The 22,429-nt window shown below is 69.2% G+C and carries 16 protein-coding genes; 12 read left to right on the forward strand and 4 right to left on the reverse strand.

All coding sequences use genetic code 11. From position 1 onward, the window contains the following. Positions 1-61 precede the first annotated feature (61 nt). From ACH4YL_RS10425 to ACH4YL_RS10480, 12 genes are all read left to right on the forward strand, one after another. A complete protein-coding gene (locus ACH4YL_RS10425) occupies positions 62-1,108 on the forward strand; it encodes a substrate-binding domain-containing protein (protein ID WP_398506720.1) in 1,047 nt (348 codons plus the stop codon). A 45-nt stretch (positions 1,109-1,153) separates the two neighbouring features. Beyond that, positions 1,154-2,356 (forward strand): Gfo/Idh/MocA family protein, encoded by a 1,203-nt coding sequence (locus tag ACH4YL_RS10430; protein WP_398506722.1) that lies wholly within the window; start codon positions 1,154-1,156, stop codon positions 2,354-2,356. A gap of 10 nt (positions 2,357-2,366) precedes the next feature. Further along, positions 2,367-3,371 carry a sugar phosphate isomerase/epimerase family protein gene (locus ACH4YL_RS10435; RefSeq protein WP_398506723.1) on the forward strand — a complete coding sequence of 335 codons (1,005 nt, stop codon included), beginning with the start codon at positions 2,367-2,369 and terminating at the stop codon, positions 3,369-3,371. A 284-nt stretch (positions 3,372-3,655) separates the two neighbouring features. Then, positions 3,656-7,345, forward strand: coding sequence for a ThuA domain-containing protein (locus ACH4YL_RS10440; protein WP_398506725.1), 3,690 nt, complete (start codon positions 3,656-3,658; stop codon positions 7,343-7,345). A gap of 111 nt (positions 7,346-7,456) precedes the next feature. Next, positions 7,457-8,575, forward strand: coding sequence for an inositol-3-phosphate synthase (locus ACH4YL_RS10445; RefSeq protein WP_398507325.1), 1,119 nt, complete (start codon positions 7,457-7,459; stop codon positions 8,573-8,575). Next, positions 8,572-9,633, forward strand: coding sequence for an SCO3242 family prenyltransferase (locus ACH4YL_RS10450; protein WP_398506726.1), 1,062 nt, complete (start codon positions 8,572-8,574; stop codon positions 9,631-9,633). The genes ACH4YL_RS10445 and ACH4YL_RS10450 overlap by 4 nt, the downstream gene beginning before the upstream one ends. Beyond that, the gene (locus ACH4YL_RS10455; protein WP_398506728.1) at positions 9,630-10,502 is read left to right on the forward strand and encodes a sugar phosphate isomerase/epimerase family protein; all 873 of its coding nucleotides are present in this window, start codon (positions 9,630-9,632) and stop codon (positions 10,500-10,502) included. The genes ACH4YL_RS10450 and ACH4YL_RS10455 overlap by 4 nt, the downstream gene beginning before the upstream one ends. Further along, on the forward strand, positions 10,496-11,113 hold the full coding sequence (locus ACH4YL_RS10460; RefSeq protein WP_398506730.1) for an EboA domain-containing protein: 618 nt from the start codon (positions 10,496-10,498) through the stop codon (positions 11,111-11,113). The genes ACH4YL_RS10455 and ACH4YL_RS10460 overlap by 7 nt, the downstream gene beginning before the upstream one ends. Next, the gene (locus tag ACH4YL_RS10465; RefSeq protein ID WP_398506732.1) at positions 11,113-11,961 is read left to right on the forward strand and encodes a TatD family hydrolase; all 849 of its coding nucleotides are present in this window, start codon (positions 11,113-11,115) and stop codon (positions 11,959-11,961) included. The genes ACH4YL_RS10460 and ACH4YL_RS10465 overlap by 1 nt, the downstream gene beginning before the upstream one ends. A 12-nt stretch (positions 11,962-11,973) precedes the next feature. Continuing rightward, complete coding sequence (gene eboE / locus ACH4YL_RS10470) at positions 11,974-13,143, forward strand: metabolite traffic protein EboE (protein ID WP_398506734.1); 1,170 nt, start codon at positions 11,974-11,976, stop codon at positions 13,141-13,143. Then, positions 13,140-14,537 carry a nucleotide pyrophosphatase/phosphodiesterase family protein gene (locus ACH4YL_RS10475; protein ID WP_398506736.1) on the forward strand — a complete coding sequence of 466 codons (1,398 nt, stop codon included), beginning with the start codon at positions 13,140-13,142 and terminating at the stop codon, positions 14,535-14,537. Before eboE ends, ACH4YL_RS10475 begins: the two co-directional genes overlap by 4 nt. 33 nt (positions 14,538-14,570) lie before the next feature. Beyond that, positions 14,571-15,641: a sugar phosphate isomerase/epimerase family protein gene (locus ACH4YL_RS10480; RefSeq protein ID WP_398506738.1), complete on the forward strand. Its 1,071-nt coding sequence runs from the start codon at positions 14,571-14,573 to the stop codon at positions 15,639-15,641. Positions 15,642-15,724: 83 nt separating this feature from the next. Here ACH4YL_RS10480 and ACH4YL_RS10485 read toward each other — a convergent pair whose 3' ends face one another. From ACH4YL_RS10485 to ACH4YL_RS10500, 4 genes are all read right to left on the reverse strand, one after another. Next, on the reverse strand, positions 15,725-17,110 hold the full coding sequence (locus ACH4YL_RS10485) for an OFA family MFS transporter (RefSeq protein WP_398506740.1): 1,386 nt from the start codon (positions 17,108-17,110) through the stop codon (positions 15,725-15,727). A gap of 111 nt (positions 17,111-17,221) precedes the next feature. Continuing rightward, positions 17,222-19,363, reverse strand: coding sequence for an acetate--CoA ligase family protein (locus ACH4YL_RS10490; RefSeq protein WP_398506742.1), 2,142 nt, complete (start codon positions 19,361-19,363; stop codon positions 17,222-17,224). After that, on the reverse strand, positions 19,363-20,592 hold the full coding sequence (frc, locus tag ACH4YL_RS10495; protein ID WP_398506744.1) for a formyl-CoA transferase: 1,230 nt from the start codon (positions 20,590-20,592) through the stop codon (positions 19,363-19,365). The genes ACH4YL_RS10490 and frc overlap by 1 nt, the downstream gene beginning before the upstream one ends. Positions 20,593-20,604: 12 nt before the next feature. Further along, the gene (locus ACH4YL_RS10500) at positions 20,605-22,305 is read right to left on the reverse strand and encodes a thiamine pyrophosphate-binding protein (protein ID WP_398506746.1); all 1,701 of its coding nucleotides are present in this window, start codon (positions 22,303-22,305) and stop codon (positions 20,605-20,607) included. Positions 22,306-22,429: the final 124 nt, after the last annotated feature.

Below are 22,429 nucleotides of genomic sequence, written 5' to 3' on the forward strand. Positions count from 1 at the left end.
CACTTCGACTTCCACCCGCATCCCCAACTGTCGTACCGCCCAGCCGAAGGGTTGATCCGTCATGCCAGAAATCCCCACCACCAGCCGCAGAGGGCTGCTTTTCGGCACCGCCGCCGTGGGCGCCGGCGCGCTGCTGACCGCCTGCACCAGTAACGAGCCCAAGAAGAACGACACCGCGACCAACAACGCGCCGGCCGCCGACGACAAGCCCGGCAAGGCCGTCACGATCGGCTTCGCCGGACCGCAGGCCGACCACGGCTGGCTCAACGCGATCAACGAGAACGCCAAGTCGCGTGCGAAGAAGTACTCCGAGGTGACCCTGGAGATCACCGAGGGCTCCAACGACACCGCGGCCCAGATCGGCCAGGTCCAGACCCTCATCAACAAGAAGGTCGACGTTCTGGTCATCCTGCCCGCCGACGGCAAGGCGCTGACCCAGATCGGTCTGCAGGCCATGAAGGCCGGCATCCCGGTCATCAACCTCGACCGGATCTTCGCCTCTCCGCAGGCCTATCGTTGCTGGATCGGCGGCGACAACTACGGCATGGGCCTCAACGCCGGCAACTACATCGGCCAGCAGCTCAAGGACAAGCCCAACGCCAAGGTCATCGAACTCGCGGGCATGGACAACCTGGAGCTCACCAAGCAGCGCACCCAGGGCTTCGACGACGCGTTGAAGAACTACCCGAACATCAAGAAGGTGGCCCGCCAGGCCGCCGAGTTCACCGTCGAGTCCGGCCAGGCCAAGATGGCCCAACTGCTCCAGGCGCAGAGCCAGTTCGACGCGCTCTGGAACCACGACGACGACCAGGGCGTGGGCGCGCTGCGCGCCATCGCGCAGGCCGGACGCAAGGACTTCCTGATGGTCGGCGGCGCCGGCGCCAAGTCGGCGATGGACGCCATCAAGGCCGACAACAGCGTTCTGAAGGCCACCGTCCTGTACCCGCCGACCATGGCCGCGTCCGCGATCGACCTCGCCCGCACCCTCGGCCAGGCCAAGGGCATCGGCGGCCTCGCCGAACTGGAGATCCCCGCCTCGATCACCCTGTACTCCGCCGTCGTCACCAAGGACAACGTCGACGAGTACCTGCCCACCGGTTTCAGCTGACCCGCGCGCCCGCCCCCACCGAGCAACCGACGAGGAGGAACCCGTATGGAACAGAGGGACAGTGAGGCCGCTCCGCCGACACTCGGCGTCGGCATGGTCGGATACGCGTTCATGGGAGCCGCCCACTCACAGGGGTGGCGCACCGTGGGCCGCGTCTTCGACCTGCCGCTGCGGCCGGTCCTCGCCGCCATCGCAGGCCGGGACGAGGCCGCCGTGCGCGCGGCCGCGGCCAGACACGGCTGGGCGGCGGCGGAGACCGACTGGCGCGACCTCATCGCCCGCGACGATGTGCAGCTCGTCGACGTCTGCACGCCGGGTGACAGCCATGCGGAGATCGCGATTGCGGCCCTGGAGGCGGGCAAGCACGTGCTGTGCGAGAAGCCGCTGGCCAACTCGGTGGCGGAGGCGGAGGCGATGGTCGCGGCGGCCGAACGCGCCCGGGAACGCGGCCAGGTGGCGATGGTCGGCTTCAACTACCGGCGCGTGCCGGCCCTCGCGTACGCACGCCGGCTCATCGCCGACGGCAGGCTCGGCGCCCTGCGCCATGTGCGGTTCAGCTATCTGCAGGACTGGCTCGTCGATCCGGACTTTCCGCTGACCTGGCGGCTCCAGCGCGACCACGCGGGATCCGGGGCGCTGGGCGATCTGGGCGCGCACATCGTGGACCTCGCGCAGTATCTGGCGGGAGAGCCGCTGGTGGGAGTCTCCGCGCTGGCCGAGACCTTCGTACGGGAACGGCCCCTGCTCGCCGGAGCGTCGACCGGGCTCTCCGCGTCCGGCGGCGTCGAACGCGGTCCGGTCACCGTGGACGACGCGGCCCTGTTCACCGGGCGGCTCGCGTCCGGCGCGCTCGCCTCCTTCGAGGCGACGAGGATGGCGGCGGGCCGCAAGAACGCGCTGCGGCTCGAAGTCAACGGCGAGCTCGGATCGCTCGCCTTCGACCTGGAACGGCTCAACGAGCTGTCCTTCCACGACAACACCGAGCCCGCCGCCTCGGCCGGCTTCCGGCGGATCCTCGTCACCGAGTCGGAGCACCCGTATCTGGAGGCGTGGTGGCCGCCCGGCCACGCGCTCGGCTATGAGCACACCTTCACCCACCAGGCGCGCGACCTGGTCGAGGCGATCGCGTCGGGCACCGATCCGGCTCCGTCGTTCGCGGACGGACTCCAGGTGCAGCGGGTGCTCGCCGCGGTGGAGGAGAGCGCCGAGAAGAACGCCGTCTACACCCCCGTACAGGCACAGTCTTAGGAAGGTCCCCATGCCACGTCCGTTCACGCTGTTCACCGGCCAGTGGGCCGATCTGCCGCTGGAGGAGGTGTGCCGGCTCGCCCGCGACTTCGGCTACGACGGCCTTGAACTCGCCTGCTGGGGCGACCACTTCGAGGTCGACAAGGCCCTTGCCGACCCCTCGTATCTCGACGGGCGGCATGCGCTGCTCGACAAGTACGGCCTCAAGTGCTGGGCGATCTCCAACCATCTGGTCGGCCAGGCCGTCTGCGACAACCCCATCGACGAGCGCCACCGCGGGATTCTGCCGGCGCGGATCTGGGGCGACGGCGAGCCCGAAGGCGTACGGCAGCGGGCCGCGGCCGAGATCAAGGACACCGCGCGGGCCGCGGCCGCCTTCGGCGTGCGTACCGTCATCGGTTTCACCGGATCGTCGATCTGGCATCTGGTCGCCATGTTCCCGCCGGTGCCGGAGGGGATGATCGAGCGCGGCTACGAGGACTTCGCCGAGCGCTGGAACCCGATCCTCGACGTCTTCGACGCCGAGGGCGTGCGCTTCGCCCACGAGGTCCATCCCAGCGAGATCGCCTACGACTACTGGACCACGAAGCGCGCGCTGGAGGCCGTCGGCAACCGGCCCGCCTTCGGGCTGAACTTCGACCCGAGCCACTTCGTGTGGCAGGACCTGGACCCGGTCGGCTTTCTCTACGACTTCCGGGACCGGATCTACCACGTGGACTGCAAGGAGGCCCGCAAGCGTCTCGACGGCCGCAACGGCAGGCTCGGTTCGCATCTGCCGTGGGGCGATCCGCGGCGCGGCTGGGACTTCGTCTCGGCAGGCCACGGTGACGTCCCTTGGGAGGACGTATTCCGGATGCTGCGCTCGATCGGCTACGACGGCCCGATCTCGGTGGAGTGGGAGGACGCCGGAATGGACCGTCTCCAAGGCGCACCGGAAGCGCTTGCTGATCTGAAGCGCTTCGATTTCGAGCCGCCCACCGCCTCCTTCGACGCGGCCTTCGGAGGCGGCGACTAGCGCTGTAGAGCGCATTGTTGCAGCTTGAAGCCCGGCGGCCGGTCCGCCGCCGGGCCGGTCCCAGCTGCTCGGGTTCGCCTTTGTCCTGCGGTAGGAAAAAGTTGAACTTCCTTACTGCACAAGGGCTTTCCGTCCCGGACGAACCCGACTACCGTCCCATGAGGTGTACAGGACATAGGTGGTCCCGGTGTGACGGCGCACTCCGGTTCCCACGGACAGGCCCGCCCCGCGACTGAGGGCAGGGCACAGCCAGCCCGTTCGACCGGCTATCCCGGAGGACATTCGTGCACAGGAAAAGGCACAGAGCCCGCAAGGCGCTCGCACTCTTCACCGGCGGCCTTCTCGCCGCCACCTCGCTCGCCCTCACCGCGCCGCAGACCGCACTCGCCGTCGACGCCGATCCGGGCGCGGCCGCCGAAGAATTCCAGCAGGTCACTCTCGCCAAGGGCGGTGAGGAGACCGGCGAACCCATGTCGCTGGCGGTCCTGCCCGACCGCAGCGTGCTGCACACCTCCCGCAACGGCGAGCTGCGGATGACCGACAGCGCCGGCAACACCCGTGTCGTGGGCACCATCCCCGTCTACTCGCACGACGAGGAAGGCCTCCAAGGCATCGGTCTGGACCCGAAGTTCAGCGAGAACCGCGCGATCTATCTCTATTACGCGCCGCCGCTGAACACCCCCGCGGGCGACGCCCCCAATGAAGGAACCCCCGAGGACTTCGCCAAGTTCGACGGTGTCAACCGGCTCTCGCGCTTTGTGCTGAAGGCCGACGGCACCCTCGACAACGCCAGCGAGAAGAAGATCATCGACATTCCGGCGACCCGCGGCATCTGCTGCCACGTCGGCGGCGACATCGACTTCGACGCGGCGGGCAACCTCTATCTGTCGACCGGCGACGACTCCAACCCGTTCGCCTCCGACGGATTCACACCCATCGACGACCGGCCGGGCCGCAACCCCGCGTACGACGCCCGCCGCACCTCCGGCAACACCAACGACCTGCGCGGCAAGATCCTGCGGATCAAGGTCGCCGACGACGGCTCCTACACCGTCCCCGACGGCAACCTCTTCGCGCCCGGGACCGACAAGACGCGGCCCGAGATCTACGCCATGGGCTTCCGCAACCCGTTCCGGTTCAGCGTCGACAAGAAGACGGGCATCGTCTACGTCGGCGACTACGGACCCGACGCGGGTGCCGCCGACCCGAAGCGCGGCCCCGCAGGACAGGTCGAGTTCGCCCGGGTCACCAAGCCGGGCAACTACGGCTGGCCGTTCTGCACCGGCAACAACAACCCGTACGTCGACTACGACTTCGCGACCAAGGAGTCCGGAGCCACCTTCGACTGCGCGGCGCTGAAGAACGACTCGCCGTACAACACCGGCCTGGTCGACCTTCCGCCGGCGCAGGCGGCATGGATTCCGTACGACGGCGGCTCCGTGCCCGAGTTCGGCACCGGCTCCGAGTCCCCGATGGGCGGACCCGTCTACCGCTACGACGCGGCCTCCACCTCACCGGTGAAGTTCCCCGAGGCCTACGACGGCGACTTCTTCGCCGGAGAGTTCGGCCGCCGCTGGATCAAGCGGATCGAGCAGGGCGAGGACGGCGCGGTCCAGTCCATCAACGCGGTCCCGTGGACCGGTACGCAGATCATGGACATGGCCTTCGGCCCGGACGGCGCGCTGTACGTCCTCGACTACGGCACCGCCTGGTTCGGCGGCGACGAGAACTCCGGCCTCTACCGCATCGAGAACGCCACCGGCGGACGCTCACCCGTCGCCGAGGCCGCCGCCAACAAGACCTCCGGCAAGGCCCCGTTGCGCGTCGCCTTCTCCTCGGCCGGCACTGCCGACGCCGACGGCGACACCCTCACCTACGCCTGGGACTTCGGCGACGGCGGCACATCGACCGCCGCCAACCCCACCTACACGTACAAGAAGAACGGCACCTACACGGCGACCGTCACCGCCAAGGACCCGACCGGCCGCACCGGCTCCGCCAGCGTCCATGTCGTCGTCGGCAACACGGCGCCCAAGGTGACCCTGGAACTGCCCAGTGAGGGTGCGCTGTTCAGCTTCGGCGACGAGATCCCGTTCAAGGTCACGGTCACCGACCCGGAGGACGGCGCGATCGACTGCGCCAAGGTGAAGGTGACCTACATCCTCGGCCATGACAGCCACGGCCACCCCGTGACCTCGGCCAACGGCTGCACCGGCACCATCAAGACCTCCGCCGACGGCGGCCACGACCCCAACGCCAATATCTTCGGAGTCTTCGACGCCGAATACACCGACGGCGGAGGCGGCGGCCAGGCCGCGCTCACCAGCCACGACCAGGCGCAGCTCCAGCCGCGCCACCGGCAGGCCGAGCACTACAACAACTCCGCCGGTGTCACGATCCAGAACAAGACCAGCGCGAACGGCGGCAAGACCGTCGGCGACATCAACAACGGCGACTGGATCTCCTTCAAGCCGTACAACCTGACCGGGTCCACCAAGCTCACCGCGCGGATCTCCTCCGGCGGCGCCGGCGGATTCCTCGAGGTGCGCACCGGGTCGGCGAACGGGAACCTGCTGGGGTCAGCCCCGGTGCCCGTCACCGGCAGCTGGGACACCTTCCAGGACATCGACGTACCGCTGCGGGCCGTGCCGACGAAGACCACCGAACTGTTCCTCGTCTTCAAGGGCGGTGACGGCGCGCTGTACGACGTCGACGACTTCGAGCTCTCCAACAGCGCGCCCGACCGCACGGCCAAGCGCGTCCTGGTCTTCTCCAAGACCGCCGGCTTCCGGCACGACTCCATCCCGACCGGCATCGCCGCCCTCAAGGAACTCGGCAAGAGCAGCAACATCACGGTCGACGCCACCGAGGAGGCGGGCCAGTTCACCACCAGCAACCTCGCCCGGTACGACGCCGTCGTGTTCCTGTCCACCACCGGTGACGTGCTCAACGCCGACCAGCAGAAGGCGTTCGAGAACTTCATCGCCACCGGCGGCGGGTACATGGGCGTGCACGCCGCGGCCGACACCGAGTACGACTGGGGCTTCTACGGCGGACTGGTCGGCGCGTACTTCGCCTCGCATCCGCAGATCCAGCCCGCGACCATCCGCGTCGAGGACAAGACCCACCCGGCCACCGCACACCTCGGCGACGCCTGGGAGCGCAGCGACGAGTGGTACAACTACCGCGCCAACCCGCGCGGCAAGACCCGGGTGCTGGCGACCCTGGACGAAACCACCTATCAGGGCGGCACGATGAAGGGCGACCACCCGATCGCCTGGTGCCAGACCTATGAGGGCGGCCGCTCGTTCTACACCGGCCTCGGCCACACCAAGGAGTCGTACGCCGAACCGGCCCTGCGCCAGCACCTCCTGGGCGGACTGCGCTACGCCGCCGGCCAGGTCAAGGCGGACTGCAAGCCGCAGACGGGCTACCGGTCCATCTTCAACGGCACGACGCTGGAGGGCTGGAAGCAGGCCGGGCCCGGAAAGTTCAATGTCGTCGACGGTGAACTGCGTACCGAAGGCGGCATGGGCATGCTCTGGTACCAGGCCAAGGACCTGAAGTCGTACTCGGTCAAGCTCGACTGGAAGCTCGACGGCGACGACAACTCCGGTGTCTTCGTCGGCTTCCCGGCCTCCGACGACCCCTGGTCCGCGGTGAACAACGGCTACGAGATCCAGATCGACGCCACCGACGCCGCCGACCGCACCACCGGTGCCGTCTACGGCTTCAAGTCGGCCGACCTCAAGGCCCGCGACCGCGTCCTGCGGCCGCCGGGCCAGTGGAACAGCTACGAGATCAAGGTCCAGGGTGAACGGCTCCAGATCTTCCTGAACGGCGTGAAGATCAACGACTTCACCAACACCGACCCGGTCCGCAGCCTGAAGGACGGCTACATCGGCCTCCAGAACCACGGAGCCGGCGACCAGGTGTCCTTCCGCAACATCCAACTCAGGGAGCTGCCCTCCTAGGCGCGCCCCCACAGACGGCGGCGGGCGGGGAGGCGCCGTACCCCCCGCCCGCCGTCCTCCACCCCACGAATGGCAGGGAGGCAGTCCGTGACGCAGACCGAGACCGAGTCCGTGACGAACGAGAAGGCACGCACCGGAGTCTGGTTCGTCGGAGCACGCGGCTCCGTCGCCACCACGGCCGTCGCCGGGTGCGCGGCGGTCACCGCCGGGCTGCACCCGCCGAACGGCATGGTCACCGAGACCCCGCCGTTCGCCGGATCCGGCCTGCCCGCCCTGTCCTCCCTGGTCTTCGGCGGCCATGACACCGCGCACTGCCCGCTGCCGAAACGGGCCGAGACGCTTACCGCGGCAGGCGTTCTGCCGCACGGCCTCGCGGCAGCGGTGCGCGGCGAACTCACCGCCGCCGACCAGGAGATACGACCCGGCGGTCCGCAGCAGGGCGACACCCGCACCGACGAGGAACTCATCGACGCCTTCGCCGCGGACCTGGCCGACTTCCGGCAGCGGCACGCGCTCGCCCGGATCGTCGTCGTCAATGTCTCCACCACCGAACCCCTCCCGGAACCCGACGCCGAACGGCTGCCACCCAGCTCCCTCTACGCGGCCGCCGCCCTGCGCGCCGACTGCCCCTTCGTCAACTTCACCCCCTCCACCGGGCTGCGCACACCGGCCCTCACCGACGCCGTCACGGCCAGCGGACTTCCCCACGCGGGCCGCGACGGCAAGACAGGCCAGACGCTGCTCCGTTCCGTGCTCGCCCCGATGTTCGTGCAACGTGCCTTGTCCGTACGGGCATGGTCGGGCACCAACCTGCTGGGTGGCGGGGACGGAGCGGCGCTGGCCGACCCGGCGGCGGCCGCCGCGAAGAACGCCGGCAAGGAGCGCGTACTCACCGACACGCTGGGCCACACGCCGCAGGGCGAGGTCCATATCGACGACGTCCCGGCGCTCGGCGACTGGAAGACGGCCTGGGACCACATCGCCTTCGAAGGATTCCTCGGCTCGCGGATGATCCTCCAGACCATCTGGCAGGGCTGTGACTCGGCGCTCGCGGCCCCGCTCGTCCTCGACCTGGCCCGGCTGGTGGCACGCGCGCACGAGGCGGGTGTGTCCGGTCCGCTGCCCGAACTCGGCTTCTACTTCAAGGATCCTGACGGCGGCCCGGCCGCGCTGTCCGAACAGTTCACCGCGCTTCTTTCGTTCGCCGACCGGCTGCGGGAGGCGAAGTGACCCTGCGGGCCTGGGCGGAACTGCTGCGCGTCTCGGCGCTCTTCACGGTCCCGGGCGACGCGCTGGCGGGTGCGGCGTCACGCGGCCTGCGCCCGGACCGCGGGACGGCGCTCGCGCTGGGCTCCTCGCTGTGTCTGTACGAGGCGGGCATGGCCCTCAACGACTGGGCCGACCGCGAAGAGGACGCGATCGACCGCCCCCACCGACCGATCCCCTCGGGCCGCATCACCCCGGGCGCGGCCCTGTTGGCGGCAGGAGCCCTCACGGCGGCGGGCCTGACCCTCGCCTCTTCGGCCGGCCGCAGGCCCCTGGCGCTGGCCACGGCCCTCGCGGCCACGGTCTGGTCGTACGACCTCCACTTCAAGCACACCCGCCTGGGCCCGGCGGCCATGGCAACGGCCAGGGGACTGGACCTGCTGCTTGGCGCGGTGGCGACGGGCGGCGGGGGAGAGGCGCGCGCACTGCGGCGCGGCGCGGGCGAGCAGCCGTGCGCCGTGCGGCTCGGCGCGGCAGGAACGTCGGGAGCGCCGGGAGCGCCGGGAGCGCCGGGAGCACCGGGAGTGGCCGGCGTGGCAGGAGCGTCGGGAGTGGCGGTGCCCGCAGGGGTGGGCACCGCTCTCTCGGCCGCGGGCATGCTCGCCGCGCACACCTACGCCGTGACATCGGTGTCACGCCATGAGACGCAGGGCGGATCCACTCTGGTGCCGCTCGGCGCGCTCGCGGCGACCCTTGGCCTTGCGGCCGCCACCCTGCGGGAGCACCGGGGGACCGGCGGCTCACCACCGGTTGCGGGACGGGGCGGTCCGGGCGAACTCTCGCGGATCGTGGGCATCGCGCTCGCGGGGGCCTACGTCCGCACCGCCGGCACCCCCCTCCTCCATGCCGCCCTCAACCCCTCCCCGCCGCTCACCCAGCGCGCCGTCGGCGGCGGCATCCGGGCCATGATCCCGCTCCAGGCCGCTCTCGCCGCCCGCGCGGGCGGCAGCGCCACCGCCCTCGCGGTGATGGGTCTCGTCCCGCTGGCCCGCAAACTCGCACGGAAGGTGAGCCCCACATGAGCCCCGAACCCGGCCCGGAAGCGCGCCTCCGCCTCGGCTACGGCACCAACGGCCTCACCGACCTCCGCCTCGACGACGCCCTCGCTCTGCTCGCCGACCTCGGATACGACGGCGTCGGACTCACCCTCGACCATATGCACCTCGACCCGCTCGCCCCCGAGCTCGCGGCCCGCACCCGTCAAGTGGGCAAGAAGCTCGGCGAGTTGGGCCTCGGCGTCACCATCGAGACCGGCGCCCGCTATGTCCTCGACCCCCGGCGCAAACACGGCCCCTCCCTCCTCGACCCGGACCCAGACGGCCGCGCCGCCCGTACCGCCCTGCTCACCACCGCCGTACAGGTCGCCGAAGACCTCGGCGCCCACGCCGTGCACTGCTTCAGCGGCATCACTCCCGCCGGTATGTCCCCCGACACCGCGTGGAAGCGGCTCGAAGAGTCCCTCGCTCCCGTCCTGGACGCCGCAGCCACCGCCGGCATCCCCATCGCCATCGAACCCGAACCCGGTCACCTCCTCGCCACGCTCGCCGACTTCCACCAACTGCGCGGGCTCCTCGGCGACCCCGAACCGCTCGGACTCACCCTCGACATCGGCCACTGCCAGTGCCTGGAGGACCTGCGCCCCGCCGACTGCATCCGCGACGCCGGGCCCTGGCTGCGCCATGTCCAGATCGAGGACATGCGCCGCGGCATCCATGAACACCTCCCCTTCGGCGACGGAGAGATCGACTTTCCGCCCGTGCTGCGGGCCCTCGCCGCCACCGGCTACCAGGGCCTCACCGTCGTGGAACTGCCCCGCCACTCCCACGCGGGCCCCGAACTGGCCCGCGCCTCCATCGAGTTCCTGCGCGCGAAGGGAGCCCCCGCATGCTGATGTCCCGCAAGGAACTCGACGCCCGGCTCGACGAAGCGGCCCGCGCCTGGCTCGACGAGGCGCTCGGCGAAGCGCGCGAGCGCATGGGCGAGGACCCCGCCGACCCGTACGCCGTGCCCCTCTGGGAGCTGCGCTTCGCCTCCGCCGGACGCCACTGCGGCCAGGAACACGCCGACTCTGCCCGCGCCCTGCTGCTGATCGAGGCCCGCGCCGGTCAGGACACCCTGACCCGCCTCTACCACCAGGGCACCGCCGCCGAGCGCCGCGCCGTACTCCACGCCCTGCACCGGCTGGTCGCGGGCGCGGACGGGCTGCCGCTCGTCGAGGACGCGCTGCGCACCAACGACACCCGGCTCGTCGCCGCCGCCGTCGGCCCGTACGCCGCCGCGCACCTCGACCCGCACGCCTGGCGGCACGCAGTCCTCAAGTGTCTGTTCACCGGCGTGCCCGTCGATGCCGTCGCCGGCCTCGAGCGCCGCGCCGCCGGTGACGGCGAACTCGCCAGGATGCTCGCCGACTACGCCGCCGAACGCACCGCCGCAGGCCGCGACACCCCCCACGACCTTATTCGCGTACTGACCCTGACCGGCGAGCAGTCCGAGGAGTCCTGATGCGCATCTTCGACCCCCACATCCACATGACCTCCCGCACGACGGACGACTATCAGGCGATGTACGCGGCCGGAGTCCGCGCCCTCGTCGAGCCGTCCTTCTGGCTGGGCCAGCCCCGCACCTCGCCCGCCAGCTTCTTCGACTACTTCGACGCACTCCTCGGCTGGGAACCCTTCCGCGCCGCGCAGTACGGCATCGCCCACCACTGCACCATCGCGCTCAACCCCAAAGAGGCGAACGACCCGCGCTGCACTCCCGTCCTCGATGCTCTGCCCCGCTATCTCGTCAAGGACTCCGTCGTCGCCGTCGGCGAGATCGGCTACGACTCGATGACTCCCGCCGAGGACACGGCACTCGCCGCCCAGCTCCAACTCGCCGCCGACCACGGGCTGCCCGCCCTCGTCCACACACCGCACCGCGACAAGCTGGCCGGACTGCACCGCACCGTCGACGTCGTCCGCGAATCCGCACTGCCCGCGGAGCACGTCCTGCTGGACCACCTCAACGAGACGACGGTGAAAGACGCCGCCGACAGCGGCTGCTGGCTCGGCTTCTCCATCTATCCGGACACCAAGATGGACGAGGACCGGATGGTCACGATCCTCAAGACGTACGGAACCGAGAAGGTCCTCGTCAACTCGGCCGCCGACTGGGGCAAGAGCGACCCGCTGAAGACCCGCAAGGTCGCCGACGCGATGCTCGCCGTCGGCTTCGGCGAGGACGACGTCGACCTGGTCCTGTGGCGCAACCCCGTCGCCTTCTACGGCCAGAGCGGCCGCCTCCAGCTCGACACGCCGGAACCGGAGGCCCTGCACGAAGGCAACTCGATCCTCCGCGGCGGGGAATGAGGAGGCCGGCCCATGCGCTTCCGACACCCCGACGGCTCCACCGTCCACCTCTCCTACTGCACCAACGTCCACCCCGCCGAAACCCTCGACGGTGTCCTCGCCCAGCTTCGCGACCACTGCGAACCCGTCCGCCGACGGCTCGGCCGCGACCGCCTCGGCATCGGTCTCTGGCTCGCCAAGGACGCAGCCCGCGCACTGATCACCGACCCAGCCGCGCTGCGCGGCCTGCGCGCCGAACTCGACCGCCGCGGCCTGGAGGTCGTCACCCTCAACGGCTTCCCGTACGAGGGCTTCGGCGCCGAAGAGGTCAAGTACCGCGTCTACAAACCGGACTGGGCCGACTCCGAACGCCTCGCCCACACCACCGACCTGGCCCGGCTGCTCGCCGTCCTCCTCCCCGACGACGCCACCGAGGGCACCATCTCCACGCTGCCGCTGGCCTGGCGCACCGACTTCGACGAGCCCGCGGCCACCGCCGCCAGGGCCGCGCTCACCACCCTCGCCGAACGCCTCGACGCACTCGAGGAACTCACCGGCAAGTCCATCCGCGTCGCACTCGAACCCGAGCCCGGCTGCACCGTCGAGACCACCGCCGACGCCATCGGCCCGCTGACCGCGATCGGCTCCACCCGCATCGGCATCTGCATCGACACCTGCCATCTCGCCACCTCCTTCGAAGATCCCGGCACCGCGCTGGCCGCGCTCGCCGCGGCCGGCGTCACCATCCCCAAAGCGCAGCTGTCCGCCGCACTCCACGCCCAAGAACCCCACCTCCCCGAAGTCCGCGCGGCCCTCGGCGCCTTCGCCGAACCCCGCTTCCTGCACCAGACCCGCACCCGCACCGCCGCCGGCCTGCGCGGCACCGACGACCTCCACGAAGCCGTCGAGGGTCAGTCGCTGCCCGACGGAGCGCCCTGGCGGGCCCACTTCCACGTGCCGCTGCACGCCCCGCCCGCAGCGCCGCTGACCTCCACCCTCCCCGTGCTCCAGGACACGCTGGCCCGGCTCGTCGGCGGGCCGAACCCGTTGACCCGCCACCTCGAGGTCGAGACGTACACCTGGCAGGCCCTGCCCGCCGAGCTGCGCCCACGCAACCGCACCCAGCTCGCCGACGGCATCGCCGCCGAACTCACCCTCGCCCGCGACCTCCTCGTCGACCTCGGACTCAAGGAACTGCCATGACCGACGCCGCGCACCGAGCCGCCCCGACCCCGCTCCTGGTCCTGGACGTCGTCGGCCTCACCCCCCAGCTCCTGGAGCACATGCCCCACCTCAAGGCCCTCGCCCACTCCGGCTCCCGGGCCCCGCTGTCCACCGTGCTGCCCGCCGTCACCTGTGCGGCCCAGTCCACCTTCCTCACCGGCACGCTGCCCGCCGAACACGGCATCGTCGCCAACGGCTGGTACTTCCGCGAACTCGGCGACGTCCTGCTGTGGCGGCAGCACAACGGCCTCGTCTCCGGCGACAAGATCTGGGACGCCGCCCGCCGCGCCCACCCCGGCTACACCGTCGCCAACATCTGCTGGTGGTACGCCATGGGCGCGGACACCGACATCACCGTCACCCCCCGGCCCGTCTACTACGCCGACGGCCGCAAGGAACCCGACTGCTACACCCGGCCGCCGGCCCTGCACGACGAACTCACCGAGAAACTCGGCACCTTCCCCCTGTTCCACTTCTGGGGTCCGGGCGCCGACCTCGTCTCCAGCCAGTGGATCGTCGACGCCACCCGCCACATCATGCGCACCCGCCACCCCGACCTGACCCTGTGCTACCTCCCGCATCTCGACTACGACCTGCAGCGCTACGGACCCGACGACCCACGCTCCTATCGGGCCGCCGCCGAACTCGACACCGCCATGGCCCCGTTGCTCAAGGACGCCGAGCAGGAAGGCCGCACGGTCGTCGCCCTCTCCGAGTACGGCATCACCCGTGTCAGCCGCCCCGTCGACATCAACCGCGCCCTGCGCCGCGCCGGCCTCCTCGAAGTCCACACCCAGGACGGCATGGAGTACCTCGACGCAATGGCCTCACGCGCCTTCGCCGTGGCCGACCACCAGCTCGCCCATGTCTATGTACGGCGCGCCGAAGATCTCGACGCCACCCGCGAGGCACTGGCCGGCCTCCCCGGCATCGACCAGCTCCTCGACGACGAAGGCAAAAAGGCCCATGGCCTCGACCATCCCCGCTCCGGCGAGCTCGTCGCCATCGCCGAACCCGACGCCTGGTTCACGTACTACTACTGGCTCGACGACGCCCGGGCGCCCGACTTCGCCCAGCTCGTCGAGATCCACCGCAAACCCGGCTACGACCCCGTCGAGCTGTTCATGGACCCGCTCGACCCGTATGTACGCCTGAAGGCGGCCAAGGCGATCGCCCGCAAGAAGCTCGGCATGCGCTACCGGCTCGCGGTCGTGCCCCTCGATCCGTCACCTATTCGCGGCAGCCACGGCCGCCTCCCCGAGAGCGACGACGAAGGTCCGCTCATCATCTGCTCTACCCCCCGCGCTGTAAGCGGCCGCGTCGCGGCCACCGATGTGAAGTCCCTGCTGCTTCAACTCGCTGGTCTCCACTGAAGCAGACGACACTGACAACGAGGAGTTATCCACATGAGCCGTACGAGCCGCATCAGCAAGAGCAGCGACCCCGAACTCGCCCACAGGCTCAGCAGACGAGGCGTGCTCGGCGTCGCCGCCGGCGCGAGTGCCGCCGCCATCATCGGCGCGGCCGCCCCCGCCACAGCGGCAACCACCACGGCGGCCGAGCAGACCGGGAGCAGCGGCCATGGACACGGCCGCCCCGTCCTGCCTCCCGGCCGCCTCGGCATCCAGCTCTACTCGCTCCGCGACAAGGTCTCCACCCTCGGCTTCGCCGCCGTGTTCGCCGAGCTCGAGAAGTACGGCTATGACGAGATCGAGTTCGCCGGCTACACCCAGGGAACCGCCGGTGCCATCACCCTCGCGCAGCTCAAGAGGCTCACCCGCGACTACGGCCTGAACCCCATAGGCAGCCATGTCGGTTACTACTCCAACGACCCCAACGCCTACACCTTCGCGCAGAACCTCGAGAAGGTGCTCGACGACGCCGAAGCCCTCGGCCTCAAGCACATCGGCACCGCGTCGGGCCCGTTCCGCTACGGCGCCACGGTCGACGCCTGGAAGAGGGCAGCCGAGGAGTTCAACACCTACGGCGCGGCCGCCAGAAAGCGCGGCATGAAGTTCTACCAGCACAACCACGCCGAGGAGTTCTCCTTCGCGACCGACCAGCCCGGCGTCCGGCTCTACGACGTACTCCTCAAGGAGACGGACCCCAAGCTGGTCCACCTCGAAATGGACATCTACTGGGCCTACGCAGGCCAGTTCCGCTTCAGCAAGCAGGTCGACGGCACCCCCGCCCCCTTCGACCCGCTCCGTTACGTCCTCAAGCAGCCCCACCGCTATCCGCTCTTCCACGTGAAGGACGGCATCCGCGACGAAGCCGCCCGCGACGGCTACCGCATGGTGGACGTCGGTGACGGTGACATCGACTACAAGCGCTTCATCTCCGCGGTCAACAAGACCCCCGGCGGCTACCGCGACCACCACTGGCAGGCCGAACACGACAACCCCGTCGAGTCCTTCGCCTTCGCCCGCAAGTCCAGCGCGCACCTCCACTCGCTGCGCGAGCGCTGCGGCGACTAGCGGTCCAGTAACGGCGTCGTTCTGTGCGCAAAACGCTCGGCCGGGAATCCCCGGCCGAGCGTTCTGCATGGACTGTTTGCGGCTCAGTCCGTCTCCCGGCTTATGGGCATCGGATTGGCCTCGATGCCATTTTTCGGTCGACCTGGTGCGGTGAGGAACAGCGCGATGAATGCGGCGAACAGTGAGATCGAGCCCGCCAGCGTGAATGCCCCGCTGTGGCCCCAGTTGTCCACCACGACCTTGCCCATGCCGGCTCCGAGCAGGCCGGACACCAGCTTGGAGCTGTAGACCAGGCCGTAGTTGGACGCGTTGTTGTTCTCGCCGAAGTAGTCCGCCGTCATCGCCGCGAACATCGGGAAGATGGCGCCTCCGCCGAACCCGGAAATGCTGGAGAAGAGCAGGAACAGCGGGAGGTTCTTCATGTCGGCCGCCCACAGGATGGCGTACTGCGAAAGGCCAAGGACGATACAGACGAAGATCAGGCAACGCTTGCGCCCGTAGCGGTCCGACAGCCAGCCGATCACGCCGCGTCCGGTGCCGTTGACGATGGCCTTCATCGACATGGCCGTTGCGACGATTCCGCCGGCGAAGCCGGCCTCTTCGCCTATGTCGACCTGGAAGGCGATGCCGAAGATGTTCACGCCCGAGGTGCACAGCAGGCAGAACCACATCAGCGCGACCCGCCCGGTCCGCCAGGCCTCACCGGGGGTGTACTGCTTCACGGCAGGAGGGTTCATCGCCAGTGCGCGACGGGCGCGTGGGTCGTCCGGTGCCCGCAGCGGGTCGACCTCGGCGGGCCACCAGTTCTTCGGCGGGTCCCGGAAGAAGTAGCCGGCCACGGCCACCGTCGCGGCCAGGAAGACACCGACCGAGACAAGCACCCAGCGGAAGTTCGTCAGATCCATGTAGTTGGTGAAGAGGAAGACGAACGGCACGGAACCATAGGCGAAACCGCCGTTGACGAAGCCCGTCTTGCCGCCCTTGCGTTCCGGATACCACTTGCCGACCATGTTCACGCAGGTCGCATAGACCATGCCGGCGCCCATACCGCTGAACATGCCGAACCCGACGTACGCGACGATCACATGCGGCGCGAACGCGAGGGACAGATATCCGAACAGCGTGCCCAGTGCGCCGAGCATCATCGCCCAGCGGGCCGGCAGTTTGCCGCTTTCCCTGAGCTTTCCGGCGGGAAAGGCCACCGCCGCCTGGAAGAACACCCAGACACCGAGCATCCAGAAAATGTGTCCGTCGTTCCAGCTGTGTGCGATGTGCAGAGTGTCCTCGGCCGAAGCGAACGCGTACTCGGCCGAGCTGATGCCCATCATGCCGACCCACGGCAGGATGACCATCCACTTGCGCTTACGGCCCATGATGTCGATATCGGTCTCGCCGAGCCGATAAACGCGGCCGTTCCGGTCCGTCACCTCCCTGAAGGCGACGGGTGTTGAGATGTCGGTGGTAGTCATGACGGATTGCACCCCTTGTGTCGAAAGAGCTGGCCAGCGCCCCCTGTCCAATACCTTTCGTTCTCTTGGGGTCGGGGGCGGCCCGCCTCGGCCGCCCCCGCCTCGCTCAACTCATTGACCACCACCCAGCAGGCCCGCCGCCCGCGCCCAGCGGTACTTCGCGCCGAGGGCCGCCACCGGCTTCTCCGTCGTGTACGGATACGCCACGACGCCCCGCTCGAAGAGGTACTGGCAGGCCGCTTCGACCTCGACGTCGCCCGCCAGCGAAGCCACTACGGGCTTCTCGATGCCGCGTGCCCGGAACTCCTCGACCACCTGCGCCGTGAGTTCGGCGAAGACCATCGGCGGAGTGACGATCGTGTGCCAGTAGCCCAGCACCAGCGCGTGGATCCGCGGATCCTCCATACCCAGCCGGATCGTCGCCTCGTACGTGGCGGGCGGCTCGCCGCCGGTGATGTCGATCGGGTTCCCGGCCGCCCCGAACGGCGGAATGAACGCCTTGAACGCCGCGTCCAGATCCTCCGGGATCTCCATCAGCCGCAGCCCGTTGTCGACGATCGCGTCCGAGAGCAGCACGCCCGACCCGCCGGCCCCGGTGATGATGACGACGTTGTCGCCCTTCGGCGTCGGCAGCACCGGCAGGGCTCGCGCGTACTCCAGCATCTCGTTCAGACCGGGCGCGCGGATCACTCCCGCCTGCCGCAGGATGTCCTCGTACACCGCGTCATCGCCGGCCAGAGCACCCGTGTGCGAACCGGCCGCCTTCGCGCCCGCCGCCGTACGGCCCGCCTTGAGGACCACGACCGGCTTCTTCGGAACGGTCTCGCGCGCCGCCGCCACAAACGCCCGGCCGTCCTTCAGATCCTCCAGGTGCATCGCGATGCACTCGGTGTTGGGATCCTCACCGAACCAGGTCAGCAGATCGTCCTCGTCGAGATCCGACTTGTTGCCGAGCCCGACGATCGCCGAGACACCGGTCTTGGTCGTACGGGCGAAACCCAGGATCGCCATGCCGATGCCGCCCGACTGCGAGGTGAGGGCCACACCGCCCTTCACGTCGTACGGCGTGCAGAACGTGGCGCACAGGTCCTGCCAGGTGGAGTAGTAGCCGTAGATGTTCGGGCCCAGCATGCGGATGCCGTACCGCTCGGCGATCGCCACGATCTCGGCCTGAAGCTCGTGCTCTCCGGTCTCGGCGAAGCCCGACGGGATCAGCACGGCGTTCGGTATGCCCTTGCGGCCGACCTCCTCCAGCGCCGATGCCACGAACTTCGCGGGAATCGCGAATATCGCCACATCGGGCTCACCCGGAACATCCATCACGCTCTTGTACGCCTTGCGGCCCTGAATGTCATCGGCCTTGGGGTTCACCGGATGGATGTCTCCGGAGAAGCCGCCGTCGATCAGATTGCGCATGACCGAATTGCCGATCTTGCCCTGCTCGTTGGAAGCGCCGATCACCGTCACCGACTGCGGCTTCATCAACCGCCGCATCGACGTCAGGATCTCCTCGCGCGAGTACTGGCGACGCCGCGCCGGAGCCTCGGTCGTGAGCAGGATCCGCACATCCGCCGCCATCACTCCGGCCGCCGAAGCGAACACGGGGTTGAGGTCCACCTCCGCGATCTCCGGGAAATCGGCGGCCAGCCGCGAGACCTTGACGATCAGCTCGGCCAGGGCATCACGGTCGACGGCCGCCCCGCCGCGCACCCCGCGCAGGATCTCGGCGGCCCGGATCCCGTCGAGCATCGACAGCGCGTCGTCCTTCGAGGCGGGCGCGAGGCGGAACGTGACGTCTTTGAGGACCTCGACCAGCACACCGCCGAGCCCGAACGCCACCACCTTCCCGAAGGTGGGGTCGGTGACCGTGCCGATCAGGACCTCCGTGCCGGCCGGCACCATCTGCTGCACCTGGACGCCGAGAATGCGCGCATCCGGGTCGTACGTCTTCGCGTTGGAGACGATCGCCGTGAACGCTCCCCGCACCTCGGCCGACGAACCGAGCCCGATCTGAACTCCGCCCGCATCCGTCTTGTGCAGGATGTCGGGCGACACGATCTTCATCGCCACCGGGAACCCGATCCGGTCGGCGAGCGCGACGGCCTCGTCCGCGGTCTCCGCGAGCGCCTCGGCCGGCGTCGGGATGCTGTACGCGTCCGTGATGACCTTGCCCTCGGGGGCGGTCAGGGCCGTACGCCCCTCGGCGAGCGCCGCGTCGAGCACCGCCCGTACAGCCGCTGTTTCGTGCGCCACTAGATGACTCCGTTCGTCTTGAGCAGCCGCAGCTCCTCGTCGCCGAGCCCCAGCTCACCGACGTACAACTCTTCGTTGTGCTCGCCCAGCAACGGCGGGGACAGCACTTCCACCGGCGAGTCCGACAGCTTCAGCGGACTGCCCACTGTGGTGAAGGAACCCCGCTTCGGGTGCGGCACCTGGACGACCATCTCGTTCGCGACCAGCGACTCGTCCTCGATGATCTCCTTCGTGGACAGGATCGGACCGCACGGAATGTTGTGGGCGTTGAGCCGCTCCAGCACCTCCCACTTGGGCAGCGTCGAGGACCACTCCTCGATCAGCTGGAACATCTTCGACAGCTTCGGAAGCCGTGCCTCCGGCGTCGCCCACTCCGGGTCCTCGGCCAGCTCGGGCCGGCCGATCAGCTCCGACAGCGGCTGCCAGCCCACCGGCTGCACAATGACGTACACATAGTCATTGGGGCCGCCCGGCGCGCACTTCACCGCCCAGCCCGGCTGACCGCCACCGGACGCGTTGCCGCTGCGCGGCACCTCGTCACCGAAGTCCTCGTTCGGATACTCCGCCAGCGGACCGTGCGCGAGGCGCTGCTGGTCCCGCAGCTTGACCCGGCAGAGATTGAGCACGGCGTGCTGCATGGCGACATTGACGCGCTGACCGCGCCCGGTGGACTCCCGCTGGAACAGCGCGGCGAGAATGCCGGCCACGGCGTGGACACCGGTACCGGAGTCGCCGATCTGCGCGCCGGTGGCCAGCGGCGGCCCGTCCTCGAAACCGGTCGTCGCCATCGAGCCGCCCATGGCCTGCGCCACGACCTCGTACGCCTTGAAGTTGGTGTACGGGCCGTCGCCGAAGCCCTTGATGGAGGCGTACACGATCCGCGGGTTGATCTCCTGGATCCGCTCCCAGGTGAACCCCATCCGGTCCACGGCGCCGGGGCCGAAGTTCTCCACCATCACATCGCTGCGCCTGATCAGCTCGGTGAGGATCTCCTTGCCGCGCTCCGTCTTGGTGTTGAGCGTGATGCTCCGCTTGTTGCAGTTGAGCATCGTGAAGTAGAGCGAGTCGACGTCCGGGAGATCACGGAGCTGCTTGCGCGTGATGTCGCCGCTCGGGGCCTCCAGCTTCACCACGTCAGCGCCGAGCCAGCCCAGCAGCTGGGTGGCCGAAGGGCCGGACTGCACATGTGTCATGTCGAGGACGCGCACGCCCTCAAGAGCCTTGGTCATGAGAGGGCTCCTCTACTTGTACATGGTCTGGTTCATGGTTCCGGGGGCGTACGCGTCCGGGTCGACCCAGACATTGATCAGCGAGGGCTTCCCGGACTCGCGGGCGCGCTGCAGCGCCGGCGCGATGTCGGCCGGGTCGCGGACTTCCTCGCCGTAACCGCCCAGCATCTGGGCGAACTTGTCGTAGTGGACGTCCCCGAGCGTGTTGCCGATCCGCTCGCGCTCCAGGCCGTACTTCTGCGCCTGGCCGTAACGGATCTGGTTCATCGACGAGTTGTTGCCGACGATCCCGACGAAGGGGAGGTTGTAGCGGACGAGCGTCTCGAAGTCCCAGCCGGTGAGCGAGAAGGCGCCGTCGCCGAAGAGCGCGACGACCTCCTTGTCCGGCCGCGCCTGCTTGGCGGCGAGGACGAACGGGACGCCGACCCCGAGAGTGCCGAGCGGCCCCGGGTCCATCCAGTGGCCCGGCGACTTGGGCTGCACGACCTGGCCGGAGAAGGTGACGATGTCGCCGCCGTCGCCGATGTAGATCGAGTCCTCGGTGAGGAATTCGTTGATCTCGCTGACCAGCCGGTACGGATGGATCGGTGAGGCATCCGACTTCAGGTTCGGCAGCCGCTTCTCGATGGCGGTCTGCTCGGCCGCCCGCAGCTCGTCGAGCCACTCCTTGTGCTTGGACGCACCGCCGTTGCTGTATCCATTAAAAGCGTGCCCGGAGACGGCCTCGGTCACCGACTTCAGGACCAGGCCGGCGTCCCCGACGATCCCCAGGTCGATGTCCCGGTTCTTGCCGACGGTCCGGTAGTCGAGGTCGATCTGCACGACGGTCGCGTCCGGCGAGAGCCGTTTGCCGTATCCCATACGGAAGTCGAAGGGTGTGCCCACGATGACGATGACATCGGCGTTGGAGAACGCGTACCTGCGCGACAGCTGGAAGTGGTGCGGGTCGCCGGGCGGCAGCGTGCCGCGCCCGGCGCCGTTCATGTAGGCGGGGATGTTGAGGCTGCGGACGAGGTCGATGGCGGATTCGGTGCCGCGGGTCGTCCATACCTGGCTGCCCAGCAGGATCGCGGGCTTCTCGGCGTGCACGAGGAGGTCGGCGAGCTTCTCGATCGCCTCGGGGTCACCGGCCGAGCGGGTCGAGGCCCGGTACTGGCCGGCCGCGGGGACCCGGGCCTTGTCCACCGGCACCTTGGCGTCGAGCACATCACGCGGGATCTCCAGGAACGAGGGTCCGGGCGCGCCGTGGTAGCACTCGCGGAAGGCCATCGAGACCATGTCGGCCGCGCGTGCCGTGTCCGGCACGGTCGCCGCGAACTTGGTGATCGGAGTCATCATGTCGACGTGCGGCAGGTCCTGCAGGGAGCCCATCTTGTGCTGGGTGTGGGCTCCTTGGCCGCCGATGAGCAGCATCGGGGACTCGGCGCGGAAGGCGTTGGCGACTCCGGTGACCGCGTCGGTCGTGCCGGGTCCCGCGGTCACGACCGCGCAGCCGGGCTTGCCGGTGATGCGTGCGTAGCCGTCCGCCGCGTGCGCGGCCACCTGTTCATGGCGTACGTCGACGACTTCGATGCCTTCGTCCACGCAGCCGTCGTAGATGTCGATGATGTGGCCGCCGCAGAGCGTGTAGATGACCTCCACTCCCTCTGCCTTGAGCGCTTTGGCGACCAGGTGACCACCTGAAATGAGTTGCTGGCTGTTGTCGTCGGGCATGGCGAAGTCCTGTCCCTTCGTAGGGGATCGGCTGGCGTCCCAGTACATTGCATACAGTCGACGAATACTGTATGAAGCTTGTTATCCCGCATCCGGTGGGTGGTGTCCAGGGGGCGTGCGGCAC

Origin of the sequence: Streptomyces sp. NPDC020681 (assembly GCF_044334895.1) — a bacterium.
GTDB lineage: Bacteria > Actinomycetota > Actinomycetes > Streptomycetales > Streptomycetaceae > Streptomyces.

Coding starts and splice junctions, on each gene's coding strand:
- ACH4YL_RS10425 (WP_398506720.1), top strand. CDS start 62: ATGCCAGAAATCCCCACCACCAGCCGCAGAGGGCTGCTTTTCGGCACC.
- ACH4YL_RS10430 (WP_398506722.1), top strand. CDS start 1,154: ATGGAACAGAGGGACAGTGAGGCCGCTCCGCCGACACTCGGCGTCGGC.
- ACH4YL_RS10435 (WP_398506723.1), top strand. CDS start 2,367: ATGCCACGTCCGTTCACGCTGTTCACCGGCCAGTGGGCCGATCTGCCG.
- ACH4YL_RS10455 (WP_398506728.1), top strand. CDS start 9,630: ATGAGCCCCGAACCCGGCCCGGAAGCGCGCCTCCGCCTCGGCTACGGC.
- ACH4YL_RS10460 (WP_398506730.1), top strand. CDS start 10,496: ATGCTGATGTCCCGCAAGGAACTCGACGCCCGGCTCGACGAAGCGGCC.
- ACH4YL_RS10465 (WP_398506732.1), top strand. CDS start 11,113: ATGCGCATCTTCGACCCCCACATCCACATGACCTCCCGCACGACGGAC.
- eboE (WP_398506734.1), top strand. CDS start 11,974: ATGCGCTTCCGACACCCCGACGGCTCCACCGTCCACCTCTCCTACTGC.
- ACH4YL_RS10475 (WP_398506736.1), top strand. CDS start 13,140: ATGACCGACGCCGCGCACCGAGCCGCCCCGACCCCGCTCCTGGTCCTG.
- ACH4YL_RS10480 (WP_398506738.1), top strand. CDS start 14,571: ATGAGCCGTACGAGCCGCATCAGCAAGAGCAGCGACCCCGAACTCGCC.
- ACH4YL_RS10485 (WP_398506740.1), bottom strand. CDS start 17,110: ATGACTACCACCGACATCTCAACACCCGTCGCCTTCAGGGAGGTGACG.
- frc (WP_398506744.1), bottom strand. CDS start 20,592: ATGACCAAGGCTCTTGAGGGCGTGCGCGTCCTCGACATGACACATGTG.
- ACH4YL_RS10500 (WP_398506746.1), bottom strand. CDS start 22,305: ATGCCCGACGACAACAGCCAGCAACTCATTTCAGGTGGTCACCTGGTC.